The organism is Bacillus sp. JK62, from assembly GCF_053663455.1.
This window is the reverse complement of sequence record NZ_JBSJQA010000006.1, coordinates 648,685-670,113: the sequence shown is the minus strand read 5'-3', so window position 1 is coordinate 670,113 and position 21,429 is coordinate 648,685. Positions and strand designations below refer to the sequence as shown.

General features: G+C 46.5%; 20 protein-coding genes. 17 read left to right on the top strand and 3 right to left on the bottom strand.

The features are described 5' to 3' along the window. Positions 1-4: 4 nt before the first annotated feature. The gene (gene coaD, locus ACWJJ4_RS16570; RefSeq protein WP_003154467.1) at positions 5-487 is read left to right on the top strand and encodes a pantetheine-phosphate adenylyltransferase; all 483 of its coding nucleotides are present in this window, start codon (positions 5-7) and stop codon (positions 485-487) included. Between the two features lie 18 nt (positions 488-505). On the opposite strand, the gene ylbJ is transcribed toward coaD, so the two are convergent. Then, positions 506-1,732 carry a sporulation integral membrane protein YlbJ gene (gene ylbJ, locus ACWJJ4_RS16565; RefSeq protein WP_003154466.1) on the bottom strand — a complete coding sequence of 409 codons (1,227 nt, stop codon included), beginning with the start codon at positions 1,730-1,732 and terminating at the stop codon, positions 506-508. A 179-nt stretch (positions 1,733-1,911) separates the two neighbouring features. On the opposite strand from ylbJ, the gene ACWJJ4_RS16560 reads away from it, so the two are divergent. Further along, positions 1,912-2,691: a patatin family protein gene (locus tag ACWJJ4_RS16560; protein ID WP_015388274.1), complete on the top strand. Its 780-nt coding sequence runs from the start codon at positions 1,912-1,914 to the stop codon at positions 2,689-2,691. Positions 2,692-2,696: 5 nt separating this feature from the next. After that, positions 2,697-3,719 carry a SepM family pheromone-processing serine protease gene (locus ACWJJ4_RS16555; RefSeq protein WP_003154464.1) on the top strand — a complete coding sequence of 341 codons (1,023 nt, stop codon included), beginning with the start codon at positions 2,697-2,699 and terminating at the stop codon, positions 3,717-3,719. A gap of 18 nt (positions 3,720-3,737) precedes the next feature. On the opposite strand, the gene ACWJJ4_RS16550 is transcribed toward ACWJJ4_RS16555, so the two are convergent. Continuing rightward, positions 3,738-4,985 carry a nucleotidyltransferase gene (locus tag ACWJJ4_RS16550; RefSeq protein WP_454021812.1) on the bottom strand — a complete coding sequence of 416 codons (1,248 nt, stop codon included), beginning with the start codon at positions 4,983-4,985 and terminating at the stop codon, positions 3,738-3,740. Between the two features lie 208 nt (positions 4,986-5,193). Between ACWJJ4_RS16550 and ACWJJ4_RS16545 the strand changes: the two genes are divergently transcribed. The 3 genes from ACWJJ4_RS16545 to gerR all read left to right on the top strand — a co-directional run bounded on the left by ACWJJ4_RS16545 (position 5,194) and on the right by gerR (position 6,647). Next, positions 5,194-5,712 (top strand): YceD family protein, encoded by a 519-nt coding sequence (locus tag ACWJJ4_RS16545; protein ID WP_003154459.1) that lies wholly within the window; start codon positions 5,194-5,196, stop codon positions 5,710-5,712. Between the two features lie 21 nt (positions 5,713-5,733). After that, on the top strand, positions 5,734-5,913 hold the full coding sequence (rpmF, locus tag ACWJJ4_RS16540; protein ID WP_003154457.1) for a 50S ribosomal protein L32: 180 nt from the start codon (positions 5,734-5,736) through the stop codon (positions 5,911-5,913). Between the two features lie 158 nt (positions 5,914-6,071). Then, entirely contained in the window at positions 6,072-6,647 is a 576-nt protein-coding gene (gerR, locus tag ACWJJ4_RS16535; protein ID WP_003154450.1) for a sporulation-specific transcriptional regulator GerR, read from the top strand. A 40-nt stretch (positions 6,648-6,687) separates the two neighbouring features. Here the strand turns inward: gerR and ACWJJ4_RS16530 are convergent, their stop codons facing one another. Beyond that, positions 6,688-7,170, bottom strand: a complete 483-nt coding sequence (locus ACWJJ4_RS16530) for an N-acetyltransferase (protein WP_015388272.1) — start codon at positions 7,168-7,170, stop codon at positions 6,688-6,690. Positions 7,171-7,332: 162 nt separating this feature from the next. On the opposite strand from ACWJJ4_RS16530, the gene ACWJJ4_RS16525 reads away from it, so the two are divergent. The 11 genes from ACWJJ4_RS16525 to spoVE all read left to right on the top strand — a co-directional run bounded on the left by ACWJJ4_RS16525 (position 7,333) and on the right by spoVE (position 21,324). Further along, entirely contained in the window at positions 7,333-8,214 is an 882-nt protein-coding gene (locus ACWJJ4_RS16525) for a 2-dehydropantoate 2-reductase (RefSeq protein WP_317461446.1), read from the top strand. Between the two features lie 86 nt (positions 8,215-8,300). Continuing rightward, entirely contained in the window at positions 8,301-9,920 is a 1,620-nt protein-coding gene (gene bshC, locus ACWJJ4_RS16520; protein ID WP_102422447.1) for a bacillithiol biosynthesis cysteine-adding enzyme BshC, read from the top strand. Between the two features lie 125 nt (positions 9,921-10,045). Then, on the top strand, positions 10,046-10,477 hold the full coding sequence (mraZ, locus tag ACWJJ4_RS16515) for a division/cell wall cluster transcriptional repressor MraZ (protein WP_003154445.1): 432 nt from the start codon (positions 10,046-10,048) through the stop codon (positions 10,475-10,477). Between the two features lie 69 nt (positions 10,478-10,546). Further along, entirely contained in the window at positions 10,547-11,482 is a 936-nt protein-coding gene (gene rsmH, locus ACWJJ4_RS16510; protein WP_003154444.1) for a 16S rRNA (cytosine(1402)-N(4))-methyltransferase RsmH, read from the top strand. A 39-nt stretch (positions 11,483-11,521) separates the two neighbouring features. Then, a complete protein-coding gene (gene ftsL, locus ACWJJ4_RS16505) occupies positions 11,522-11,875 on the top strand; it encodes a cell division protein FtsL (RefSeq protein WP_003154442.1) in 354 nt (117 codons plus the stop codon). A gap of 6 nt (positions 11,876-11,881) precedes the next feature. After that, complete coding sequence (gene pbpB / locus ACWJJ4_RS16500; RefSeq protein ID WP_015388269.1) at positions 11,882-14,026, top strand: penicillin-binding protein 2B; 2,145 nt, start codon at positions 11,882-11,884, stop codon at positions 14,024-14,026. Between the two features lie 113 nt (positions 14,027-14,139). Continuing rightward, entirely contained in the window at positions 14,140-16,059 is a 1,920-nt protein-coding gene (locus tag ACWJJ4_RS16495; RefSeq protein ID WP_003154438.1) for a stage V sporulation protein D, read from the top strand. Positions 16,060-16,254: 195 nt separating this feature from the next. After that, complete coding sequence (locus ACWJJ4_RS16490) at positions 16,255-17,727, top strand: UDP-N-acetylmuramoyl-L-alanyl-D-glutamate--2,6-diaminopimelate ligase (protein ID WP_014417717.1); 1,473 nt, start codon at positions 16,255-16,257, stop codon at positions 17,725-17,727. Positions 17,728-17,834: 107 nt separating this feature from the next. Beyond that, on the top strand, positions 17,835-18,809 hold the full coding sequence (gene mraY, locus ACWJJ4_RS16485) for a phospho-N-acetylmuramoyl-pentapeptide-transferase (protein ID WP_007409707.1): 975 nt from the start codon (positions 17,835-17,837) through the stop codon (positions 18,807-18,809). Next, a complete protein-coding gene (gene murD / locus ACWJJ4_RS16480) occupies positions 18,810-20,165 on the top strand; it encodes a UDP-N-acetylmuramoyl-L-alanine--D-glutamate ligase (protein ID WP_182068848.1) in 1,356 nt (451 codons plus the stop codon). 58 nt (positions 20,166-20,223) lie between these two features. Next, on the top strand, positions 20,224-21,324 hold the full coding sequence (spoVE, locus tag ACWJJ4_RS16475) for a stage V sporulation protein E (protein WP_003154430.1): 1,101 nt from the start codon (positions 20,224-20,226) through the stop codon (positions 21,322-21,324). Positions 21,325-21,429 lie beyond the last annotated feature (105 nt).

Here is a 21,429-nt window from a genome sequence, read left to right as displayed (position 1 = left end):
TGATGTGGCAAGTATAGCTGTATGTCCCGGAAGTTTTGATCCCGTCACCTACGGACATCTGGACATTATCAGACGGGGGGCAAACGTGTTTGAGCATGTGTACGTATGCGTGCTCAATAATTCTTCTAAGCAGCCGCTGTTTACAGTCGAGGAACGCTGTGAGCTGTTAAGAGAAGTGACAAAAGACATTCCGAATATTACGGTCGAGACGTCACAGGGACTGTTAATCGACTATGCGAAAAAAAAGCGGGCGAAAGCGATTATCAGAGGGCTCAGAGCCGTTTCTGACTTCGAATATGAGATGCAGGGGACTTCCGTCAACCGCGTGCTTGACGAATCAATAGAAACTTTTTTTATGATGACGAACAATCAGTACTCTTTTTTAAGTTCAAGCATCGTAAAAGAAGTCGCAAAATATAACGGGCCTGTTTCAGAGTTTGTTCCTCCGGAAGTTGAACAGGCGCTGAAGCAGAAATTTAAAGGATGAGAAGCGCTGATCGGCGTCTCATCCTTTTTTTGTCCGTGCTGACAGCCTGTAACAATAAATCAATGCGTATACGGCGAGAGCTGTCAGCGTGATGGCGGGCCCGGTTTCAACAAGTGTATTCCATCCGCTGACGGCAGCAGATCCCGCGTCCTGATCGCGGAAAGGGAGGAATACGGACTGGTAAGGTTCGTCCAATGCAAGGTAAAGCGGCTTCCACAGTAAGAGAATAAAGAGTGCGGCATAAATGCCCTGAAGGATACGCGCCGCGAAAAACGGTTTAAAGCGGATATCTGTTTCCGATAAAATGCCGGCTACCTGGGCCTGTACGGAAAGGCCGCTGAACCCGAGAATAAAACTCACAATCATGGCTTTCGGCAGCAAGGCGGCATCAGCTTCACTGACCAGCTTGCTCCCAAGTGTAATTTCAAACATTCCGCTGATAAGAGGGATGTCCAGATTTGCCGGAAGATGAAAAAGGGAAAGCAGCGCGTTTGTAAATACAGAAAGCACATCCATGACTTGTACGATTGATAATAACCGGCTGAAAACCGAAAACAATATAATAAAACCGCCCACCATCAGCAAGGTTTGTACAGAAGAGGTGACGGCGTCGCCCAAAATTTTTCCGAGCGGCCGCTTTTCCGAAAGCCGCGCCTTGTGGAGGGCCAGAAATGCTTCCTTCAGAGAAGGGAGAGCGATCGTCTTTTTACCGGTATACGCCGCCTCTTCTTTCCGTCCGTATGAACGCATCGTCAGGCCGACGGCGATGTTTCCGAGATAGTGAGCCGATGCCAGCAGAATGCCGAGAGACGCGTTATGAAAAAAGCCGACCGCCACAGCAGCGAATATAAATAACGGATTGGATGAATTGGTAAAAGAGACGAGGCGTTCAGCCTCTACTCTGGAGATTTGTTTATCCTGGCGCAGCCGTGCAGTCAGCTTCGCGCCGGCCGGATTGCCTGAAGCCATGCCCATAGCCAGTACAAATCCGCCGACCCCCGGCACTCTGAAAATGGGACGCATAAAGGGTTCGAGTAAAAGGCCGACAAATTTGACAATGCCGAATCCGATTAAAAGCTCAGATAGAATAAAAAACGGAAGCAATGAAGGAAAAACGACCTCCCACCACATGGAAAGACCGGTTTTGGAGGCTTCGAATGAGGCCTGAGGGTGTGAAATAACCGTCGCCGTCAAAAAAATGAAAAACAATGAAATCAAAAATGTATGAAACTTAGACAAATTCATTCTTACCTCCCCGATGCTAAAATTGCACACTGACATTTATATCATGATAAAATATAGAACAGACCTTAAAGGCGGCCGGGCAAGTACCTATTTGTCATCCTGTACTAATATACGAGCATAGGGGTTCAATTTAGACCATAGAATTCATGTATAGGATGTCTATTAGGGGGTTCGTCGCGTTGGCCAAACCTACAATCGGGTTAGCGTTAGGTTCGGGAGGGGCAAGAGGCATCGCTCATCTCGGAGTGTTATCCAGTTTACATAAGCATCAGATTCCAATTGATATGATTGCCGGCAGCAGCATGGGAGCATTAGTCGGAAGCTTTTATGCGGCCGGGCATGACGTGGCTACGATGAAAAAAGTCGCCAAAGCATTTAAGCGGCGGGTGTACGCGGATTATACGATGCCGAGGCTCGGATTTTTAAAAGGAGACCGCATCAGGCAGCTTGTTCATGCCTATACGTACGGCAAGCCGATAGAAGAACTGCGGATCCCGCTCGGCATCGTGGCCTGCGACCTTCAGACCGGCGAAAAACTCGTTTTTACGAAAGGTTCAGTGTCCGAAGCCGTCCGCGCGAGCATCAGCATACCGGGCGTTTTCGTCCCGCAAAAAATGAACGGACGTATGTTAGTCGACGGCGCGGTGGTTGACAGAATCCCGGTTTCCGCCGTAAAAGATATGGGTGCTGATATCGTCATCGCCTCTGACGTATCCCGGGTGAAAAAAACGGAAAAAGCGGCACATATTTTTGATGTAATCATGCAAAGTATGGATATACTGCAAAATGAATTGGTCCGTCACCAGACCATTGCCGCAGACGTCATGATCCGCCCTTCTCTTGAATCATTCAGCTCAAGTTCTTTTGCCAACATTGATCATATGATCACAGCGGGCGAAGAAGCCGCAGACCGGATGATCGGCCGGATTAAACAAGAAATAGAGAACTGGGAGGGCTAACTCATATGAAAGCAAAACATTTTCGCTGGGTGTTTATCATCCTGATCTTATTAATTGCTGTTACATTTATTAAGCTTCCGTATTACATTACACAGCCGGGAGAAGCATCAGAGCTGAGACCGCTGATTAAGGTGGACGGAGGCTATCCTGAAAAAGGAAGCCTTTCCTTGATGACTGTCAAAGTAGGCCCCGCCAATCCGTATACATATCTTTGGGCGAAAGTGCATCCTTACGATGAAATCGTCCCTGATGAAAGCATAAAAGAAGAGGGCGAATCAGACTCGGATTATATGAAGCGCCAGCTGCAAATGATGAAAAGCTCCCAAGAAAACGCGGTCATTGCCGCTTATCAAAAAGCCGGGAAACAGGTGAAATACTCATTTAACGGGATTTTCGCCAGCTCAGTCGTCTCTGACATGCCGGCAAAAGGAAAAATAGAGGTCGGTGATAAAATCATCAGCGCGGACGGGAAAACATACGAATCCGCTGAAAAGCTGATTGATTATATCAGCAGCAAAAAAGCGGGGGAAAAAGTAACGTTTCACATTGAACGGGACACGAAAGAAAAGACCGTTGACATTGTGCTGAAATCATTCCCGGACGACCCGAAAAGAGCGGGAATCGGCGTAGCGTTATATACGGACCGGAACGTGAAAGTAAAGCCGGATCTCCATTTCAGCATTGAAAACATCGGCGGGCCTTCTGCGGGTCTCATGATGTCTTTAGAAATTTACAACCAGCTGACAAAACCTGACGAAACAAAAGGCTATAATATAGCCGGAACGGGGACAATCGACGTGGACGGCAAGGTCGGACCGATCGGCGGAATCGATCAGAAAGTCGTCGCCGCAGACAAAGCGGGAAAAGATATTTTCTTTGCGCCGAATCAAAACGGAGCTGAAAATTCTGATTACAAAAATGCGGTAAAAACGGCGAAAGCAATCAAGTCCGATATGAAGATCGTCCCTGTCGACACCATGCAGGACGCACTTGACTATTTGGATCAGCTGAAAGTAAAAAGCACCTGATACAGGCAGGTGCTTTTTTTACGCATTCAAAAAACGCTTTTCGTCTTCATCATAGCGGATCGGCGCTTGTGAAAATTCCTGTTTCTCAAACAATGTGCGTTCAGGTTCTTTTATCGGCAGGCTGTAAACCCGTCCCGCCAGTATGTCCAGATCCAGAGCGGGATGAGAGAAAGAAGAGAGCTTGCTGACGAGAGGTGCGGTAAGCTCTTTTTTCTTTGCCGACAGGTACGCCTGTCCTTTTTTCGTCATTCCGAGAAGACGGATATAAGGAGCGCTTGAAGGCTGTAAAAGCCGATGCATGTCTTCCTTTTTCGTCCGTGTCAGAATGTGCGTGTTCATCCGCTGCAGCCTCGTCCACGTGTATCGTTTTGTTTTCAATCGTTCCATCATTTCGCGATAGGATCGGGCTTGTCTGATGGTGCGCAAAATTCTGTGCTCAAGGCCTTCTTCCACTTCGTAGATTCGGCTCAATTCTTCAGCGGACAGAGTGCTGAGGCTGTATTTTACATATGAAAAATAGTCTTCCGTGCTGTGCCATATCCCGTATGCATTTCTGTATGCCTCCAGCTCACGCGCAGACGCCTCCGGGAGAAAGCTCCTTGCGGCCGCCGTTCCTTTTTCTATCAGCGCTTTCCGGATGCTTGTTGCGCTGGCTATCCGGCTGTTATCTCCGGGAAGCTCGTCGTCATGATACTGGGAAGCGATTCTGGCTGTCGTATAAGGCTTCATAGCGGAACCGAAGGCGTGTATCGCTCTAACGTAGTGAAAACCGAGAATATTGTTCGGCTTGGACAAATCGAGCATGTCCCGCCCTTTGAATATGTGTGAAAAAGCTTTTGAGGCGGCGGCCGGATAGCTGAGACCCTTTTTCATCTCCTCTTTCAGAATCTGGCTGCAGTCATCTTCCTTTCGGCTGAACGCTTCAGACGCTTCAATAAAGGGTTCGATCCGCCCGTTTTCGCTGCCGAAAAACAAGCTGCTGCATCCTAAATGATGAAGAAGCGAAACGCTGCCGCGCGCGAATAATTCCGCTTTTTGTACGGCATATATATAAGGGAGCTCAATGACGATATCTACGCCGTTTTCCAGCGCCATTTTTGTCCGGGCCCACTTTGAGACGGCGGCCGGTTCCCCGCGCTGCAAAAAAGGGCCGCTCATCACCGCCGCCGCGACGCTGCTGTCCGTTTTGATTTTTGCTTGTTCCGCATGATAGCGGTGTCCGTTATGAAAGGGATTATATTCAACAACCAGGCCGACTGCTTTCATATTTGTCCCGCCTTTCTTGCTATGTTTTGCTTCGTGTGGTACATTTGCAAATGAAGTGCATATTTTAGTCCGTTTCGTTTAGTGTATGCATAGCCTATCCGGCTGTCAACGATTGCATGACGGCGGCATTATGCTGTAAAGAAAAAATATTGACAAAAACATTCTGAAAAGCTATAATCATGTTTGTTGCTTTCCTGAGGTGATACAAATGAAATGGACGATTTATCAGCTTCATCAAATGGCGAAAAAGAGCTTTGAATTTGATGAAACAGTTGAGTTAAATGAGCTGACAAAATTGAATTCTGACATCCGCCGCATTTCTCCCGTCCGGGTGAAGGGCCGCGCGGAGATTGAATCCAAGCAAGTTTCGTTTGACTTTACGATTTCAGGCGAAATGGTTTTGCCGTGCTCAAGAACTTTAGTTGATGTGCCGTATCCATTTACAATCGCGACAAAAGAACTGTTTAGATTTCATAAGTCGGATGATATAGAAGATGAGGACGTTCATATTGCTGAAGACGATATCGTCGACTTAACTCCGATCGTAAAAGAAGAGATTCTTTTAGAAATTCCTATGCAAGTCTTTTGTGAAACTGAACAAAAAGAAGGAGCCGCTCCCCAAGTGGGGAAGGATTGGCAAGTGATTTCTGAGGAAGACAAGAAAAATCAAATCGACCCCAGACTTGCGGATCTGAAAAAGCTCTTAACACAAGATGATGAATCTTAACTCTTTAAGGAGGTGGGAATAATGGCTGTACCTTTTAGAAGAACTTCTAAAATGAAAAAAAGATTGCGCCGTACACATTTCAAACTAAATGTACCTGGTATGACAGAATGCCCGTCATGCGGAGAGATGAAATTGTCTCACCGTGTATGTAAAGCATGCGGATCATACAACGGCAAAGACATAAATGTTAAAAGCAATTAATGTATGAAGAAAAGCGCGGGAATCTCGGTTCCTGCGCTTTTCTTTTTTTTTGCCCCTCCGGCCTGCTTCCGCCGAAAAAATTGTGAGCGCCAGTAGTCTATCTAATCTATCAGCGGCATATGTATGAGGTAAATGAGCAAATATGGAGGGAGATACGATTGACGATAACGAGACAAGACGCGTGGACGCAAGATGAAGATTTGCTGCTGGCCGAAGTGGTGCTCAGGCATATTCGGGAAGGCGGGACCCAGCTTTCCGCTTTTGAAGAAGTCGGCAGAGCGCTGACGAGAACGGCTGCCGCCTGCGGGTTCAGATGGAATTCTTATGTCAGAAAACAATATCAGTCAGGGATAGAACTGGCGAAAAAACAGCGGAAGGAATTAAGAAAGCAGATCGGGGTGCATTCCGCCAATCTGCCGGGAACCGTCAAACAGCCTCCGATCCGCAGGGCGGAAGGAGAAAAAGAGCTGTCCATTGATGATGTCATTTTGTTTCTGCAGCAATTTAAAGAGTCGCCGGCCGCAGCGGATGTGCGTCATGAAAAAGAAAAACTCACAGAACAGCTGACCGCGCTGCAAAAAGAAGTCGAGGATCTGCGTGAGGAAAATGAAAGCTTGAGAAACAAGCTGGAGATGACGGAAGAAGATTATAAAGCGTTAATTGACATTATGGACAGAGCGAGAAGGATGGTCAATTCAAAAGAAGACGACAGGAAATCGGCGCAGAGCCTGTAAAATGAACCGGCCTGAGGGCGGCGGCCCGGCCGGTTTTTTATTATGCCGTTTCTCCGGATGTCATTTCACCGTCCATATCGGGGTGCCAGATGTAAGGATTTTCTCCTTTATCACGCGCCATATCATATTTAACGGGCTCAAAATTCATCTTATCCCAGAATTCTGCTGATTTCATGCGTGAATTTGTCCTGATCGGCATTCTGAAGGATTTTGCAAAATCAACAAGCGCTTTTCCGTATCCGTTGTTTTGATAGCCCGGAAGAACCTCAAGCTTCCAAAGTTCCAAAAAGTCCTGACGCTGATCAAAATACGGATTCGCGCCTCCGTTTACCTGATATAAACTCATTCTCGCCACTAGTTTATCCCCGAAGTAAATCCCGTAAAAAGGCGAGGTGCTGTCATTTTCAATGATATTATCCTGAAGATCTTCAAGCATCGACAGCTCCTGCATTCCGTATTCCTTAAACCTTTTAAATTCTTCGAGTGTCTTAAAGTTGATGAGCAGGCGCTCTATTTTCAACACAAACTCCCCCTTTGTTGTGTTCTACCATTATTGTAAACGCTTTAATTGAAAATTCCAACTATAATATGCTTGCCTGTCTTTTTGCTCAAAACGAAATTGAAGTAATTTGCGGCGGCTTCTGCTATGATAATATGGAAAAATGCAGATATAGGGTGTGACAGTGTGAAAATCGGAATTATCGGCGGCGGAGCGGTAGGTCTTTTATGTGCTTACTACTTATCGTCCCGCCATCAGGTAACGGTCATTACGCGGCGGACGGAACAGGCTGATGCGATTAACTCAGGCGGTATCCGGCTTTTGAAAGACGGAATAGAATGTACGGCGGCATGCAGAGCGCAAACCGGCCTCACTTCCGGATTCGACCTCTTAATCGCAGCCGTTAAACAGCACCAGCTCAGTGCTGTGCTGCGGGATCTTGAGACGATAAAAGGGACGAATGTGCTGTTTTTGCAAAACGGCATGGGACACATACACGACATTAGAGATTGGCATACGGATCATTCGCTTTATGCCGGCACAGTTGAGCACGGAGCAAAAAAGATATCGGATCATGCCGTTGAACATACGGGAGCGGGAGCCGTAAGATGGAGTGTATTCAGCGCATCCCGGCCGGAAACGCTCAAAAGCATCTTTTCCGGCATGCACCGGGATTTTCCCGTATATGATGAAAACGACTGGTATCGGCTGTTAACGGGAAAACTGATCATCAATGTATGCATCAACCCGTTAACTGCATTGCTGCGCGTGAAAAACGGAGAGCTGTTAAGAAATGACGCTTACAAAAAATATATGAGAAACGTGTTTGAAGAAGCGGAGACAATACTTGGCCTCGCCGATAGAGAAAAAGCGTGGAACAAGGTTTGCGAAGTTTGCAGACTGACGGAAAAAAATCATTCTTCCATGCTCGTCGATATCATGGCAGGCAGGCGGACCGAGGCCGATGCGATTATCGGCTATCTTGTAAAAGAAGCGGAAAGCCGCGGATTGCCGGCCGTTCATCTCACGTTTTTACACCGCAGCATAAAAGCGTTAGAAAGAAATTGAAACAAAGTCTTTTGAGGTTTTCCGGTAACATGCTATACTCATTTCGGAAACCTAACTATTTATTGGAGAAAGGAAGTTCCAGACAGATGCAGCTAACTGAACTTTCCATCAAAAGTCAAAATAAGTTTGTGCAGCACTATATAGATGGAGAAAACATGTCTTCATTTTTTGATTATGATATTCATTCAGAGGACGTATGGCAAAAGCGGCTTCATGACTTGTCTTCGCGGCCGTTTGCCAGAGAGGAATTAGCGGATTATTTATCCTCCTATCACGAAAAATTTCACTCCGCCGCCATGCAGGCCTCCATCGAAAAACTGAGAGATCCAAAAAGCGCAGCGGTTGTAGGCGGCCAGCAGGCCGGTCTTTTAACGGGGCCTCTTTACACCATACATAAAATTATCTCCATTATCGTACTTGCCAGACAGCAGGAAGAGGCGCTGCAGATTCCTGTCGCTCCGATTTTCTGGGTGGCGGGTGAAGATCACGATCTGGAAGAAATTAATTATGTGCATACGTCAACAGAGAATAAAGGTCCGGTGAAGCGGAAACTGCCGCAGTCGTACTGGAAAAAAACATCGGCGGCTAAAACCGAGCTTGATCAGGAAAAATGCGCGGCTTGGATTGATGAAGTGTTCGCTGCTTTTGAGGAAACGGATCACACAAACACACTCCTTCAAAACGTGAAGCGATGTTTACGCTCATCAGAGACATTCACGGACTTTTTTGAGCTGTTGATCGCCGACTTGTTTCAAGAAGAAGGCCTTATTCTGATGAATTCGGGAGATCCGGGGATTAAAAAGCTGGAAACGGGTATGTTTCAGCAGATTTTAAAACACAATCACGAGCTTGCCAAAGCCGTGTCAGACCAGCAGGTTCTTATGCGGGAAGCCGGTTATCACCCGATTATTGAATCGGACAAAGATCAGGCTAATCTGTTTTACGAATACGAGGGAGAGCGTTTCTTAATTGAAAAAGAAAACGGCGTTTTTGTCATTAAGGAGCTTGACCTGAAGTGGACGAACGACGAGCTTCATACCCATATGGAAGAAAAACCGGAATGTTTCAGCAATAACGTTGTGACAAGGCCGCTTATGCAGGAGTTTCTCATCCCGACTCTGGCGTTTATCGCGGGGCCGGGGGAAATCAATTATTGGGGTGAGCTGAAGCAGGCTTTCTCATTAATGGGCTTTCGCATGACTCCGGTAGTGCCGAGACTGAACATTACGATTCTTGAGCGCCATATTGAAAAGAAGCTTTCAGAACGGAATATTCCGCTTCAGGAAGCGATCGAACACGGCACCGGACACCTGAAAGACGCTTATTTTGAAGAGCAGATTCCGGAAGAGTTTTCTTCTGTAATGGAACAGGCGAAGTCGCAGATTGAAGCTGTCCATAAAAGCGCAAGGAACGAAGCGCTGAAGGTCGATTCAAGCCTTGAGCCGCTCTTACAAAAGAATGCCGCCTTCATTCAGGATCAGCTCTTGTTTTTAGAACGGACAGTAACGAAAAGAATTGAAGAAAAAGAAGGCTTTGTGCTGCGTGACTATGAAAGAATCCAAAACAGCATCAGACCGCTCGGCGCTCCGCAGGAACGGATTTGGAATGTGATGTATTATCTGAACCGCTACGGTCCAAAATTCTTCACAACCTTCAAACATCTGCCATTTTCTTTTCAAAACCAACATCAGATTGTCAAACTTTGAAATAAAGTTTTAAAGAACCCTGAATAGTTCAGGGTTTTTTTTTATGTGTAAACAGTGTAAAATGAGGTTGTGGAGAGAAGTGGCGGATAGTGGTGAGTTTAGGGGAGAAAGTGGGGGTCCTTATCATGTTTATGGGTGAATACCGGCATACAATTGATGCAAAGGGCCGCATGATCGTACCCGCAAAATTCAGAGAAGGCCTCGGTGAGCAGTTTGTGCTGACAAGAGGACTTGACCAATGCCTTTTCGGCTATCCGATGAATGAATGGAAGCTGATTGAAGAAAAGCTGAAGGCTCTGCCGCTCACCAAAAAAGACGCCCGCGCATTTACCCGATTCTTTTTTTCCGGTGCGACCGAATGCGAACTGGACAAGCAGGGAAGGGTTAATATTGCGTCATCTCTTCTGAATTACGCAAAACTGGAAAAAGAATGTGTTGTCATCGGGGTTTCCAATCGAATTGAATTGTGGAGTAAGGTAATATGGGAACAATACACAGAAGAGCAAGAAGATTCATTCGCTGAAATTGCTGAAAACATGATTGGATTTGATATATAATGGATCTTCGTGCATCACAACAACAACTGACAATTCAATTCATTCCTGATAAAGGTGGGACCGACACAAATGTTTCAGCATAAGACAGTACTTCTTCGTGAAACCGTCGACGGTTTAAATATCAAACCGGACGGAACCTATGTGGACTGCACCCTTGGCGGCGCCGGGCACAGTACATATTTATTGCAGCAATTATCGGAAAAAGGACGCCTGATCGCCTTTGACCAAGATGACACGGCGCTTGAAAACGCACAGAAAACATTGTCCGAATACAAAGGACAGCTCATTCTGGTAAAAAGCAACTTTCGTTATTTAAAAGAGTGTTTACATGAACACGGCATTACGAGTGTCGACGGAATTTTATTTGATTTAGGAGTATCCTCTCCGCAGCTTGATACACCGGAACGGGGATTCAGTTATCATCATGACGCACCGCTGGACATGAGGATGGACCAGTCGGCCGCCCTTACGGCGAAAGAAGTCGTAAATGAATGGCGGTATGAGGACCTTGTGAGGATTTTCTTTAAATACGGAGAAGAAAAATTCAGCAAGCAGATCGCCCGGAAAATTGAAGAGGCAAGAGAAAAATCGCCTATTCAAACAACCGGCCAACTGGTCGATCTAATAAAGGACGCGATACCGGCTCCGGCAAGAAGAAGCGGAGGTCATCCGGCCAAACGTGTATTCCAAGCCATTCGAATCGCCGTAAACGACGAGCTTCAGGTATTTGAAGAGGCCCTCTTGCAAGCGATAGAGGTGCTGAAGCCGGGCGGAAGGGTGTCTGTGATCACTTTTCACTCGCTGGAAGACAGAATGTGCAAGACGACATTCAAGGAAAAATCATCACTTCCCGAACTGCCTCCGGGTCTTCCCGTGATACCGGAAGAATTTGAACCGGAATTAAAACTGATTACGAGAAAGCCCATTACGGCATCAAAAGAGGAGCTTGAAGAAAATAACCGCGCCCGGTCAGCGAAGCTCCGCATTGCGGAGAAACGAAAATAACGGGCAGCAAATGACAACATTAAAGGAGGTCATCAGCCTATGAGCAACTTAGCTTACCAGCAGGAAAAACAACAACGGCCAGTGATAAGTCCCGAAAAAAAGGTGATTGTCAAAAAGAGGGCTTCCATTACACTCGGGGAAAAGGTGCTGCTCGTCCTGTTTGCCATTGCCGTTCTCTCCACATCAATGTTTATCGTATCAAAGGCATACGCGGCGTACCAATCCAATATTGAGGTGCAAAAACTGGAGGAGAAAGTATCTGAGAAGAATAAGCAGATCGGTGATCTCGAAAAGACGGCTGCTGACTTAAGCCAGCCGCAGCGCCTGATGGATATCGCTAAAAAGCACGGTTTGAATCTGAAAGATAAAAAAGTGAAAAACATACAGGAATGATAACCCATGCCGAAAAAAAATAAGTTTATGAACAGAGGAGCAGCGATACTCAGTATTTGTTTCGCTCTCTTTTTCTTTGTCATTCTCGGGAGAATGGCGTACATTCAATTAACCGGTAAAGCAAACGGAGTAGAACTTGCAACAAAAGCGACCGAGCAGCACGAAAAAAAGCGGACGATAGAAGCGAGCCGCGGCTCTATTCTTGACCGGAACGGCAAAGTGCTTGCAGAGGACACGGCGACATATAAGCTCATTGCCGTGCTTGATAAAAAAATGACGAGTGATCCGAAGCATCCTCAGCATGTCAAAGACAAAGAGAAAACGGCGGAAAAACTGGCGACCGTTATCAATCTTGATAAAAGCGAGATTCTGGACATCTTAAACAGGAATGGCGCGAAGCAGGTGGAATTCGGTTCAGCCGGCCGCGATATCTCTTATGCGAAAAAACAAAAGATCGAAAAAATGGATCTTCCGGGTATTTCTTTCTTAAGAGATACGAAGCGCTACTATCCGAACGGCATATTTTTGTCAAATGTTCTCGGCTATGCCGATGTGAATGAAAAAACAAACGAGATACAAGGCTCTTTAGGGCTTGAAAAAATACTGAATAACTATCTGACGGAACGTGACGGGTCCGTCACTTACGAAAGTGATAAATCCGGCTGGAAACTTCCGAACAGCAAAGAAAAAATCACCGCACCTAAAAACGGTGACAATGTATATTTAACCATTGATCAGAAAATTCAAACCTTTCTAGAAGACAGCATGACGAAAGTAGCGGAAAAATATAAACCGAAAAAAATTATGGCGGCTGTCGTAGAACCGAAAACAGGCAAAGTGCTTGCGATGGGGCAGCGTCCGAGTTTTGACCCGAATATCAGAAACGTCACCAATTATTACAACGACTTAGTGTCGTACGCGTATGAACCGGGTTCAACGATGAAGATCTTTACGCTTGCCGCGGCGATTCAGGAAAATGTGTTTTCCGCAAACGAGAAATATAAATCAGGAACATATAAAGTGGGAGGCAAACCTGTTAAAGATTGGAACGATGGCGCCGGATGGGGTATGACAAGCTTCCATGACGGCCTCATGAGGTCATCGAATGTTGCTTTCGCCAAACTGGCCAACGAAAAACTGGGGTTTGACCGGTTTAATGAGTACCTGCACAAATTCGGGCTCTATCAAAAAACAGGGATTGATCTGCCCGGTGAAGTATCAAGTAAAATTAACTACAAATATGATTTTGACAAAGCGTCTACGGCTTACGGCCAAGCATCGGCGATAACACCGATCCAGCAGCTTCAGGCCGTCACGGCGATTGCCAATAACGGCAAAATGATGAAACCTTACGTCATTGATCATATTGTCGACCCCGATACGAAAAAAGTCGTCAAGCAGACAAAACCGGAGCAAGTTGGCACGCCGATTTCAGCCGATACGGCGAAAAAAGTCCGGAACCTGCTCGGAGAAGTCGTGACGTCAGACATCGGAACGGGAAAACCTTATAAAATTGAAGGTTTTGACGTCGCGGGTAAAACGGGAACCGCACAAATCGCCGGGACAGGCGGATATTTAAGGGGAACGAGCAACTATGTGTTTTCATTCATGGGCATGGCGCCGAAAAATGATCCTAAGCTCGTCATCTATGTAGCCGTGCAGCAGCCGCAGTTAAAAGCGGGTCAAAGCAGCTCTGATCCTGTTGCGGAAATCTTTAACCCGACGATGAAAAACAGCCTCCACTACATGAATATCGAACCGACGGAAAAAACAGATTCCGGTCAGGAAGAAACGAAAAGCCAAAAGATGCCTGACCTGACAGATAAGACAGTCACGGGCGCTGAGAAGGAAGCGAAAAATGAACATCTCACACCGATTGTCATCGGCAGCGATGTTGCCGTAAAAGAGCAGTATCCGACAGCCGGAGAAGATGTGATCACCAATCAGAAAATCTTCTTAAAAACAGACGGAAAGATGACGATGCCGGATATGTCCGGATGGTCGAGACGGGAAGTGCTTCAATTCAGCAAAGTATCAGGCATTCACATCGATGTGAGCGGTGAAGGTTACGCTTCAAGCCAAAGTGTGAAAAAAGGCAAAGAATTGAAAGAAAATACCGTGATTAAGGTGAAATTTAAAAATCCTGATTAACGGGACAGAGAAGTCCGCGGATGCCCGCGGGCTTCTTTTTTATGCGCCGCCGTTCTATGTGTCCAAGCTGAGGCATAAATTGAAACAAGCCTAAATAAGGAGTGGACGGTCCCTTGCGCGTTTCAAATGTAACGGTTCGAAAACGTTTATTACTGGTTTTGCTTTTTGGCGTAATCATTTTTTTGATCATTGACAGCAGATTAGGCTATGTCCAATTTGTGATGGGAGAAAAGCTGACTTCACTGGCTAAGGATTCCTGGAGCCGGAATTTGCCGTTTGAGCCTGAGCGGGGAGAGATCCTTGACCGAAACGGCGTGAAGCTGGCTACGAATAAAAGCGCGCCGACCGTCTTTGTCGTACCGCGCCAGATTCAAAATCCCATAAAAACGGGCAAGCTTCTCGCGTCAGTTTTAAATATGTCGGAAGAGAAGGTCTACAAACACATTACTAAGAAAACCTCCATCGAAAAAATCTCACCCGAGGGGCGGAAAATTTCCAATAAAAAAGCGAAAGAAATCAAAGCGCTCGACTTAAAAGGGGTTTATGTGGCTGAAGACAGCATCCGCCATTATCCGTACGGAAGCTTTTTGTCTCATGTTCTCGGTTTTGCCGGTATTGATAACCAGGGCCTTCTCGGATTGGAGGCTTATTATGATGATGACTTAAAAGGTGTAAAGGGATCAGTGAAATTTTATACGGATGCCAAGGGGAAGAAAATGCCTGATGAAGCGGATGATTACACCCCTCCGAAAGACGGACTTGATATGAAATTGACGATTGACGCCAAGGTTCAGACGATTATAGAAAGAGAGCTCGACAATGCAGCGGCGAAATATAACCCAGACGGAATGATTGCGGTCGCAATGAATCCGAAAAACGGGGAAGTGCTCGGTATGTCAAGCCGTCCTGATTTTGATCCGGCTGACTATCAATCCGTAGATCCGTCCGTTTACAACCGGAACCTGCCGGTATGGAGCACATATGAACCGGGTTCGACCTTTAAGATTATTACGCTTGCGGCGGCTCTCCAAGAGCAAAAAGTAAACTTGCAAAGAGACCACTTTTATGACAAAGGATTTGCCGAGGTTGACGGCGCCCGCCTCCGATGCTGGAAAAAGGGCGGCCACGGCTCGCAATCTTATCTTGAAGTCGTTCAAAATTCCTGCAACCCTGGGTTTGTACAGCTGGGGGAACGGCTCGGAAAACAAAAGCTGTTTCAATATATTAAGGACTTCGGCTTTGGAAAAAAAACAGGCATTGATCTGCAAGGGGAAGGAACGGGGATCTTATTCCCGCTAGACAGAGTCGGCCCGGTCGAACAGGCGACAACCGCTTTCGGACAAGGGGTTTCCGTCACGCCGATTCAGCAGGTGGCAGCCGTTTCCGCAGCAATAAACGGCGGAACGCTTTATACTCCGTTTATCGCCAAAGAGTGGGTTGATCCCGTTACGAAAAAAACCGTTAAGAAACAATCGCCGATTGCGAAAAGGCAAGTTATTTCCCAGGAAACGTCAAAGCAGATCAGATATGCTTTAGAAAGCGTCGTCGCTCAGGGAACGGGGCGGAATGCCTTTGTGGAAGGATATCGCGTCGGCGGAAAAACAGGTACCGCACAAAAGGTCAAAGACGGCAAATATCTCGAAAACAACCATATCGTCTCCTTTATCGGTTTTGCGCCGGCTGATGACCCGAGCCTTGTCGTGTATGTCGCGGTTGATAATCCGAAAGGCACGATTCAATTCGGGGGAACCGTCGCCGCGCCGATTGTCGGAAATATGATGAGAGACAGTCTGCCGGAGCTCGGCGTGAAACCGCGAAAAAATCAAATCGAGAAAAAATATCAATGGAACGACACAAAAACAATAGAGGTTCCGAATGTTGTAGGGATGTCTGTCTCTGATCTTGAGTCGCTGCTTGTCAATTTGAATATTGACTCCTCAGGAAAAGGAAGCAAAATTGTGAAACAATCACCTGCAGCCGGAACGAAAGTAAAAGAAGGCTCAAAGATCCGTGTTTACTTGAGTGAAGAATGAGTCTTTTTGAGGCAGCCGATTGTTTTCGGCTGCCTTTTATCATAAAGAGAAAAAAAGAAGATAACTTTTAAGATTAACTGGATGTATCCTTTTATTTACGCTAAAATATGAACTGTATGTTTAAAAGCCATTCTGACTTTTATAAACGGTTATCATGATAAAAGAATGAATAGAATTTCTGAGAGGTTTGATACAATGAAACTTACAAAGCTGCTTACATATTTAATGGCCGAACCTGTTCAAAATGACTTTCATGACCCTGACATAACTTCAATTGAGATGGACTCCAGGGAAGTGAGAAAAGGGAGTCTTTTTGTGTGTATAAAAGGGTATACGGTAGACGGACATGATTTCGCTCAAAAAGCCGCAGAAAACGGCGCAGCGGCCATCGTTGCCGAGAAAGAGCTTGACGTCGATGTCCCTGTCATTATCGTCCGCCGGTCACAGCGGGCGCTCAGCGTTCTTTCTGACGCGTTTTACGGGCAGCCGACAAAGCAGCTTCAGCTTATCGGCATCACCGGCACAAACGGCAAAACATCAACGACGCACATGGTTGATGAGATTTTCAAAAAAGCGGGAAGACAGACCGGTTTAATCGGAACGATGTACATTAAAATCGGGGATGAGACATTCCCGGTCAAAAATACAACGCCCGAAAGCGTCACACTGCAAAAAACGTTCAAGAAAATGAATGATGAGCATGTTGACACAGCTATTATGGAAGTGTCTTCTCACGCTCTGTCACTCGGCAGGGTTCACGGCTGCGATTATGATATCGCCGTATTCACGAACCTGACGCAGGACCATTTAGACTATCACAAGACGATGGAAGACTACAGACAGGCTAAAAGCCTCCTGTTTTCCCAGCTGGGCGGCTCCTTTAACCATGAAAAGCCGAAGCGGGCCGTTTTAAACGCAGATGACAAAGCCAGTGCTTACTTTGAAAAAGTGACGGCGGCGCACATCCTTACATACGGAATCGAGAACGATGCCGATGTCATGGCGAAACAAATCGAGATCTCTGCGCAAGGCACAAGTTTTGAACTTGTTACGCCAAAAGGAACAAAGCAGATCACGGTTTCACTCGTCGGCCGCTTCAACGTGTATAACGTACTGGCTGCAGCGGCGACAGCGATCGCAGCGGGTCTGCCGTTTGATACGATCACAAGCGCTCTTGAAGAGCTGCAAGGTGTCAGAGGCCGGTTTGAACTGGTGAATCATAATCAGCCGTTTCCTGTGATCGTCGATTACGCGCACACGCCTGACAGTCTGGAAAACGTTCTGAATACATGCAAAGACATGACAGAGGGCAAGCTTTTCGTCGTCGTCGGCTGCGGCGGAGACCGGGATAAAACGAAACGCCCGAAAATGGCGGAAATTGCGGTGCGGATTGCCGACGAACCGATTTTCACTTCAGATAACCCGAGAAGCGAAGACCCGCTGGCCATATTAAGAGATATGGAAAGAGGGGTAGAAGGCACCTACTATCACAGTATCGCAAACCGCGAGCAGGCTATCTTTTTTGCCATTGCCAACGCGAAAAAGGGAGATGTGGTTCTGATTGCCGGGAAAGGGCATGAAACCTATCAGCAGATCGGCAATGAAACATTCGACTTTGATGACGCCGAAGTAGCGGGAAGAGCTATTGTTGAGCTGAATAAAAAGTAAAACAGGAAAGAGTGTTAGAATGAGGGAAATGAAAAGAATTACGGGGACACAATGTGAATATGATAAATACGTATGTCGTTTGAACGAAACGGGAGGAGAAAAGAGCAATGCTTGAGCAAGTGATTTTATTTACAATAATAATGGGATTTTTAATCAGTGTTCTGATATCTCCGATTCTTATCCCGTTTTTAAGACGTTTAAAATTCGGCCAAAGTATCAGGGAAGAGGGGCCGAAATCACATATGAAAAAATCAGGGACGCCGACGATGGGCGGGGTCATGATTATCGTATCCATCGCCATTACGGCGATTGTCATGACGCAGAAATTTTCGCATCTGAGCGCGGAAATGTTTCTTCTGCTGTTTGTTACGATCGGATACGGCCTGCTCGGCTTTCTGGATGACTATATTAAAGTAGTAATGAAACGGAATCTCGGATTGACGTCGAAGCAGAAATTGATCGGCCAGATCATTATTGCCATTGTATTTTACGGAGTATATCATTATTGCCATTTTTCAACCGGCATCAGGGTGCCGGGCACACATCTGTCAATCGATCTCGGCTGGGGATACTTTATCCTCGTTCTCTTTATGCTTGTCGGAGGTTCAAATGCCGTCAACCTGACAGACGGTCTGGACGGTCTCTTGTCCGGTACCGCGGCTATCGCATTCGGCGCTTTCGCCATCCTTGCGTGGAACCAGTCACAATATGACGTTGCGATTTTCTCGGTTGCCGTTGTCGGCGCCGTTCTCGGTTTTCTTGTATTCAACGCCCATCCCGCCAAAGTATTTATGGGGGATACCGGTTCGCTTGCGCTCGGAGGAGCGATCGTGACCGTTGCCATTCTGACGAAGCTTGAAATTCTGCTCGTCATTATCGGCGGAGTTTTTGTTATTGAGACCTTATCTGTTATCTTACAAGTCATCAGCTTTAAAACGACAGGAAAACGAATCTTTAAGATGAGTCCGCTTCACCACCATTACGAATTGGTCGGATGGTCTGAATGGAGAGTTGTCGTCACATTCTGGACTGCGGGACTGCTGCTTGCCGTTTTAGGAATTTACATCGAGGTGTGGTTATAAGTGGAAAACGAACTTTTTTTGCGAAAACAAAACTTTCTGGTCCTCGGACTGGCGAAAAGCGGATATGCGGCTGCGTCGATTCTTCATGAAAAAGGCATTAACGTCGTCGTAAATGATCAAAAAGCCTTTGAAGAGAACGAACCTGCCCAAAGGCTTTCAGAAAGAGGGATCGAGGTCATCTGCGGTGAGCATCCGACGTCACTTTTTGATCAGCATCACATTACCATTCTGATCAAAAACCCCGGAATCCCGTATGAAAATATCATGGTGGAGGAAGCGCAAAGAAGAGGCATCCCGGTCTGGACGGAAATCGAGCTTGCGTATTATATCACCACTGCAAAATTCATCGGCATTACAGGTTCAAACGGGAAAACAACAACGACGACCCTGATTTATGAAATGCTGAAAGCTGACTCGATAAAGGCGCTGATCGCAGGGAATATCGGCACTGTCGCCAGTGAAGTGGCTTATCATGCTGACGGTGATGAATGGATCGTTACAGAGCTTTCTTCGTTCCAGCTTATGGGGACTCATGCGTTCAGACCTGAAATCGGCCTGATTTTAAATGTGTTCGACGCTCATTTGGATTACCATCACAGCCGTGAAAACTATGAAAAAGCCAAGCAGAACGTGTATCTTCATCAGCTTGAGAGTGATACGGCCATCGTGAATCAAAGCGATGAAACAGTCGTGCGGCTTGCCGAAAGCGGAAAAGCCGGCACCGTTCCGTTTTCAGTTCATCAGGAACTGTCAAGCGGCGCATTTATTAAAGACGGAATGCTGATGTTCGGCGATGAAGCGATTCTGCCTGTTGATGACATCGTGCTGCCGGGCGCGCACAATTTAGAAAATATATTGGCCGCTGTAGCCGCGGCAAAAACGGCGGGCGCGTCTAATAAAGCGATTCAGAAGGTGCTGACAAGCTTTACCGGTGTCAAACACCGTCTGCAGTATGTAACAGCGATCCGGAATCGTAAATTTTATAATGACAGCAAAGCGACGAATATTTTGGCTACAAGCAAAGCGCTCTCCGCGTTCAAAGCACCGGTTATTCTTCTTGCAGGCGGACTGGACCGCGGCAACGGTTTTGACGATCTGAAACCGTATATGGACAATGTCAAAGCGGTCCTGACGTTCGGACAGACAGCGCCGAAGATAGAAAAACTGGGCAATGAGCTGGGAATACAACATGTCAAACGTGTCGATAATGTTGAACAAGCAGTATCTGCGGCGTTTGCGCTCTCAAATGAAGGAGACGTCATCCTCTTGTCACCCGCGTGTGCAAGCTGGGATCAGTTCAAAACATTTGAAGAACGCGGTGACATGTTTATAGATGCCGTGCATATGCTTAAGTAAGGGCTTGTCTCTGTTCATCGGCAGCCCTAAATGACTTATGCTTGGGGTGTCGATTGCTTTGACTACTAAAAAAACAGCGCCTGATTTGTTATTAGTTATTATTACGTTATTGCTTTTAACAATAGGATTAATTATGGTCTACAGTGCAAGTGCGGTATGGGCGGATTATAAATTTGACGACTCGTTTTTCTTCGCAAAACGGCAGCTGCTGTTTGCGGGGATCGGCGTCATTGCCATGTTTTTCATTATGAATGTGGATTATTGGACATGGCGCACATGGTCGAAGCTGCTTCTGATCATTTGTTTTTTTCTGCTTGTGCTTGTGCTGATTCCGGGAGTCGGAATGGTGCGGAACGGTTCAAGAAGCTGGATCGGAGTGGGAGCGTTCAGCATTCAGCCTTCGGAGTTTATGAAACTCGCGATGATTGCGTTTCTGGCTAAATTTCTTTCTGAAAAACAGAAGAATATTACGTCATTCAGACGCGGATTCGTTCCCGCGCTCGGAATCGTGTTTTCTGCATTTATTATTATTATGTGCCAGCCGGACCTGGGAACGGGGACGGTAATGGTGGGCACGTGCATCGTGATGATTTTTGTATCCGGTGCGCGAATCGCTCATTTCGCGTTTCTCGGACTCATCGGTTTAAGCGGATTTGCGGCGCTTGTTCTGTCCGCTCCTTATCGGATTAAACGGATTACCTCTTACTTAAACCCGTGGGAGGATCCGCTTGGAAGCGGATTTCAGATCATTCAGTCGCTCTATGCCGTAGGTCCGGGCGGACTGTTCGGGATGGGGCTCGGCCAAAGCCGGCAAAAGTTTTTTTACCTGCCGGAGCCGCAAACCGATTTTATTTTTGCTATTTTATCTGAGGAACTCGGCTTTATCGGCGGTTCGCTCATATTGCTGCTGTTCAGTATTTTATTATGGCGGGGCGTCAGGATTGCCCTCGGCGCGCCGGATTTATACGGAAGCTTTGTCGCCATCGGTATTATTTCTATGATAGCTATTCAAGTCATGATTAATATCGGCGTTGTGACGGGGCTGATCCCGGTAACAGGAATTACGCTGCCGTTTTTAAGCTACGGAGGCTCATCACTGACGCTGATGCTCGCAGCGGTCGGCGTGCTTTTAAATGTCAGCCGGTACTCGAGGTATTGATCTGTATCTTGCCTCATCACTCATGATCTATTCGTTATCTATAAAAAAACAGACAACATCAATAACCCTGTCCTAAAAAACAGGGTTATCGCTATGTGATTAAGG

Coding starts and splice junctions, on each gene's coding strand:
- mraY (WP_007409707.1), top strand. CDS start 17,835: ATGCTTGAGCAAGTGATTTTATTTACAATAATAATGGGATTTTTAATC.
- pbpB (WP_015388269.1), top strand. CDS start 11,882: ATGCCGAAAAAAAATAAGTTTATGAACAGAGGAGCAGCGATACTCAGT.
- ACWJJ4_RS16490 (WP_014417717.1), top strand. CDS start 16,255: ATGAAACTTACAAAGCTGCTTACATATTTAATGGCCGAACCTGTTCAA.
- rpmF (WP_003154457.1), top strand. CDS start 5,734: ATGGCTGTACCTTTTAGAAGAACTTCTAAAATGAAAAAAAGATTGCGC.
- ACWJJ4_RS16550 (WP_454021812.1), bottom strand. CDS start 4,985: ATGAAAGCAGTCGGCCTGGTTGTTGAATATAATCCCTTTCATAACGGA.
- ylbJ (WP_003154466.1), bottom strand. CDS start 1,732: ATGAATTTGTCTAAGTTTCATACATTTTTGATTTCATTGTTTTTCATT.
- mraZ (WP_003154445.1), top strand. CDS start 10,046: ATGTTTATGGGTGAATACCGGCATACAATTGATGCAAAGGGCCGCATG.
- bshC (WP_102422447.1), top strand. CDS start 8,301: ATGCAGCTAACTGAACTTTCCATCAAAAGTCAAAATAAGTTTGTGCAG.
- ACWJJ4_RS16555 (WP_003154464.1), top strand. CDS start 2,697: ATGAAAGCAAAACATTTTCGCTGGGTGTTTATCATCCTGATCTTATTA.
- ftsL (WP_003154442.1), top strand. CDS start 11,522: ATGAGCAACTTAGCTTACCAGCAGGAAAAACAACAACGGCCAGTGATA.
- ACWJJ4_RS16545 (WP_003154459.1), top strand. CDS start 5,194: ATGAAATGGACGATTTATCAGCTTCATCAAATGGCGAAAAAGAGCTTT.
- rsmH (WP_003154444.1), top strand. CDS start 10,547: ATGTTTCAGCATAAGACAGTACTTCTTCGTGAAACCGTCGACGGTTTA.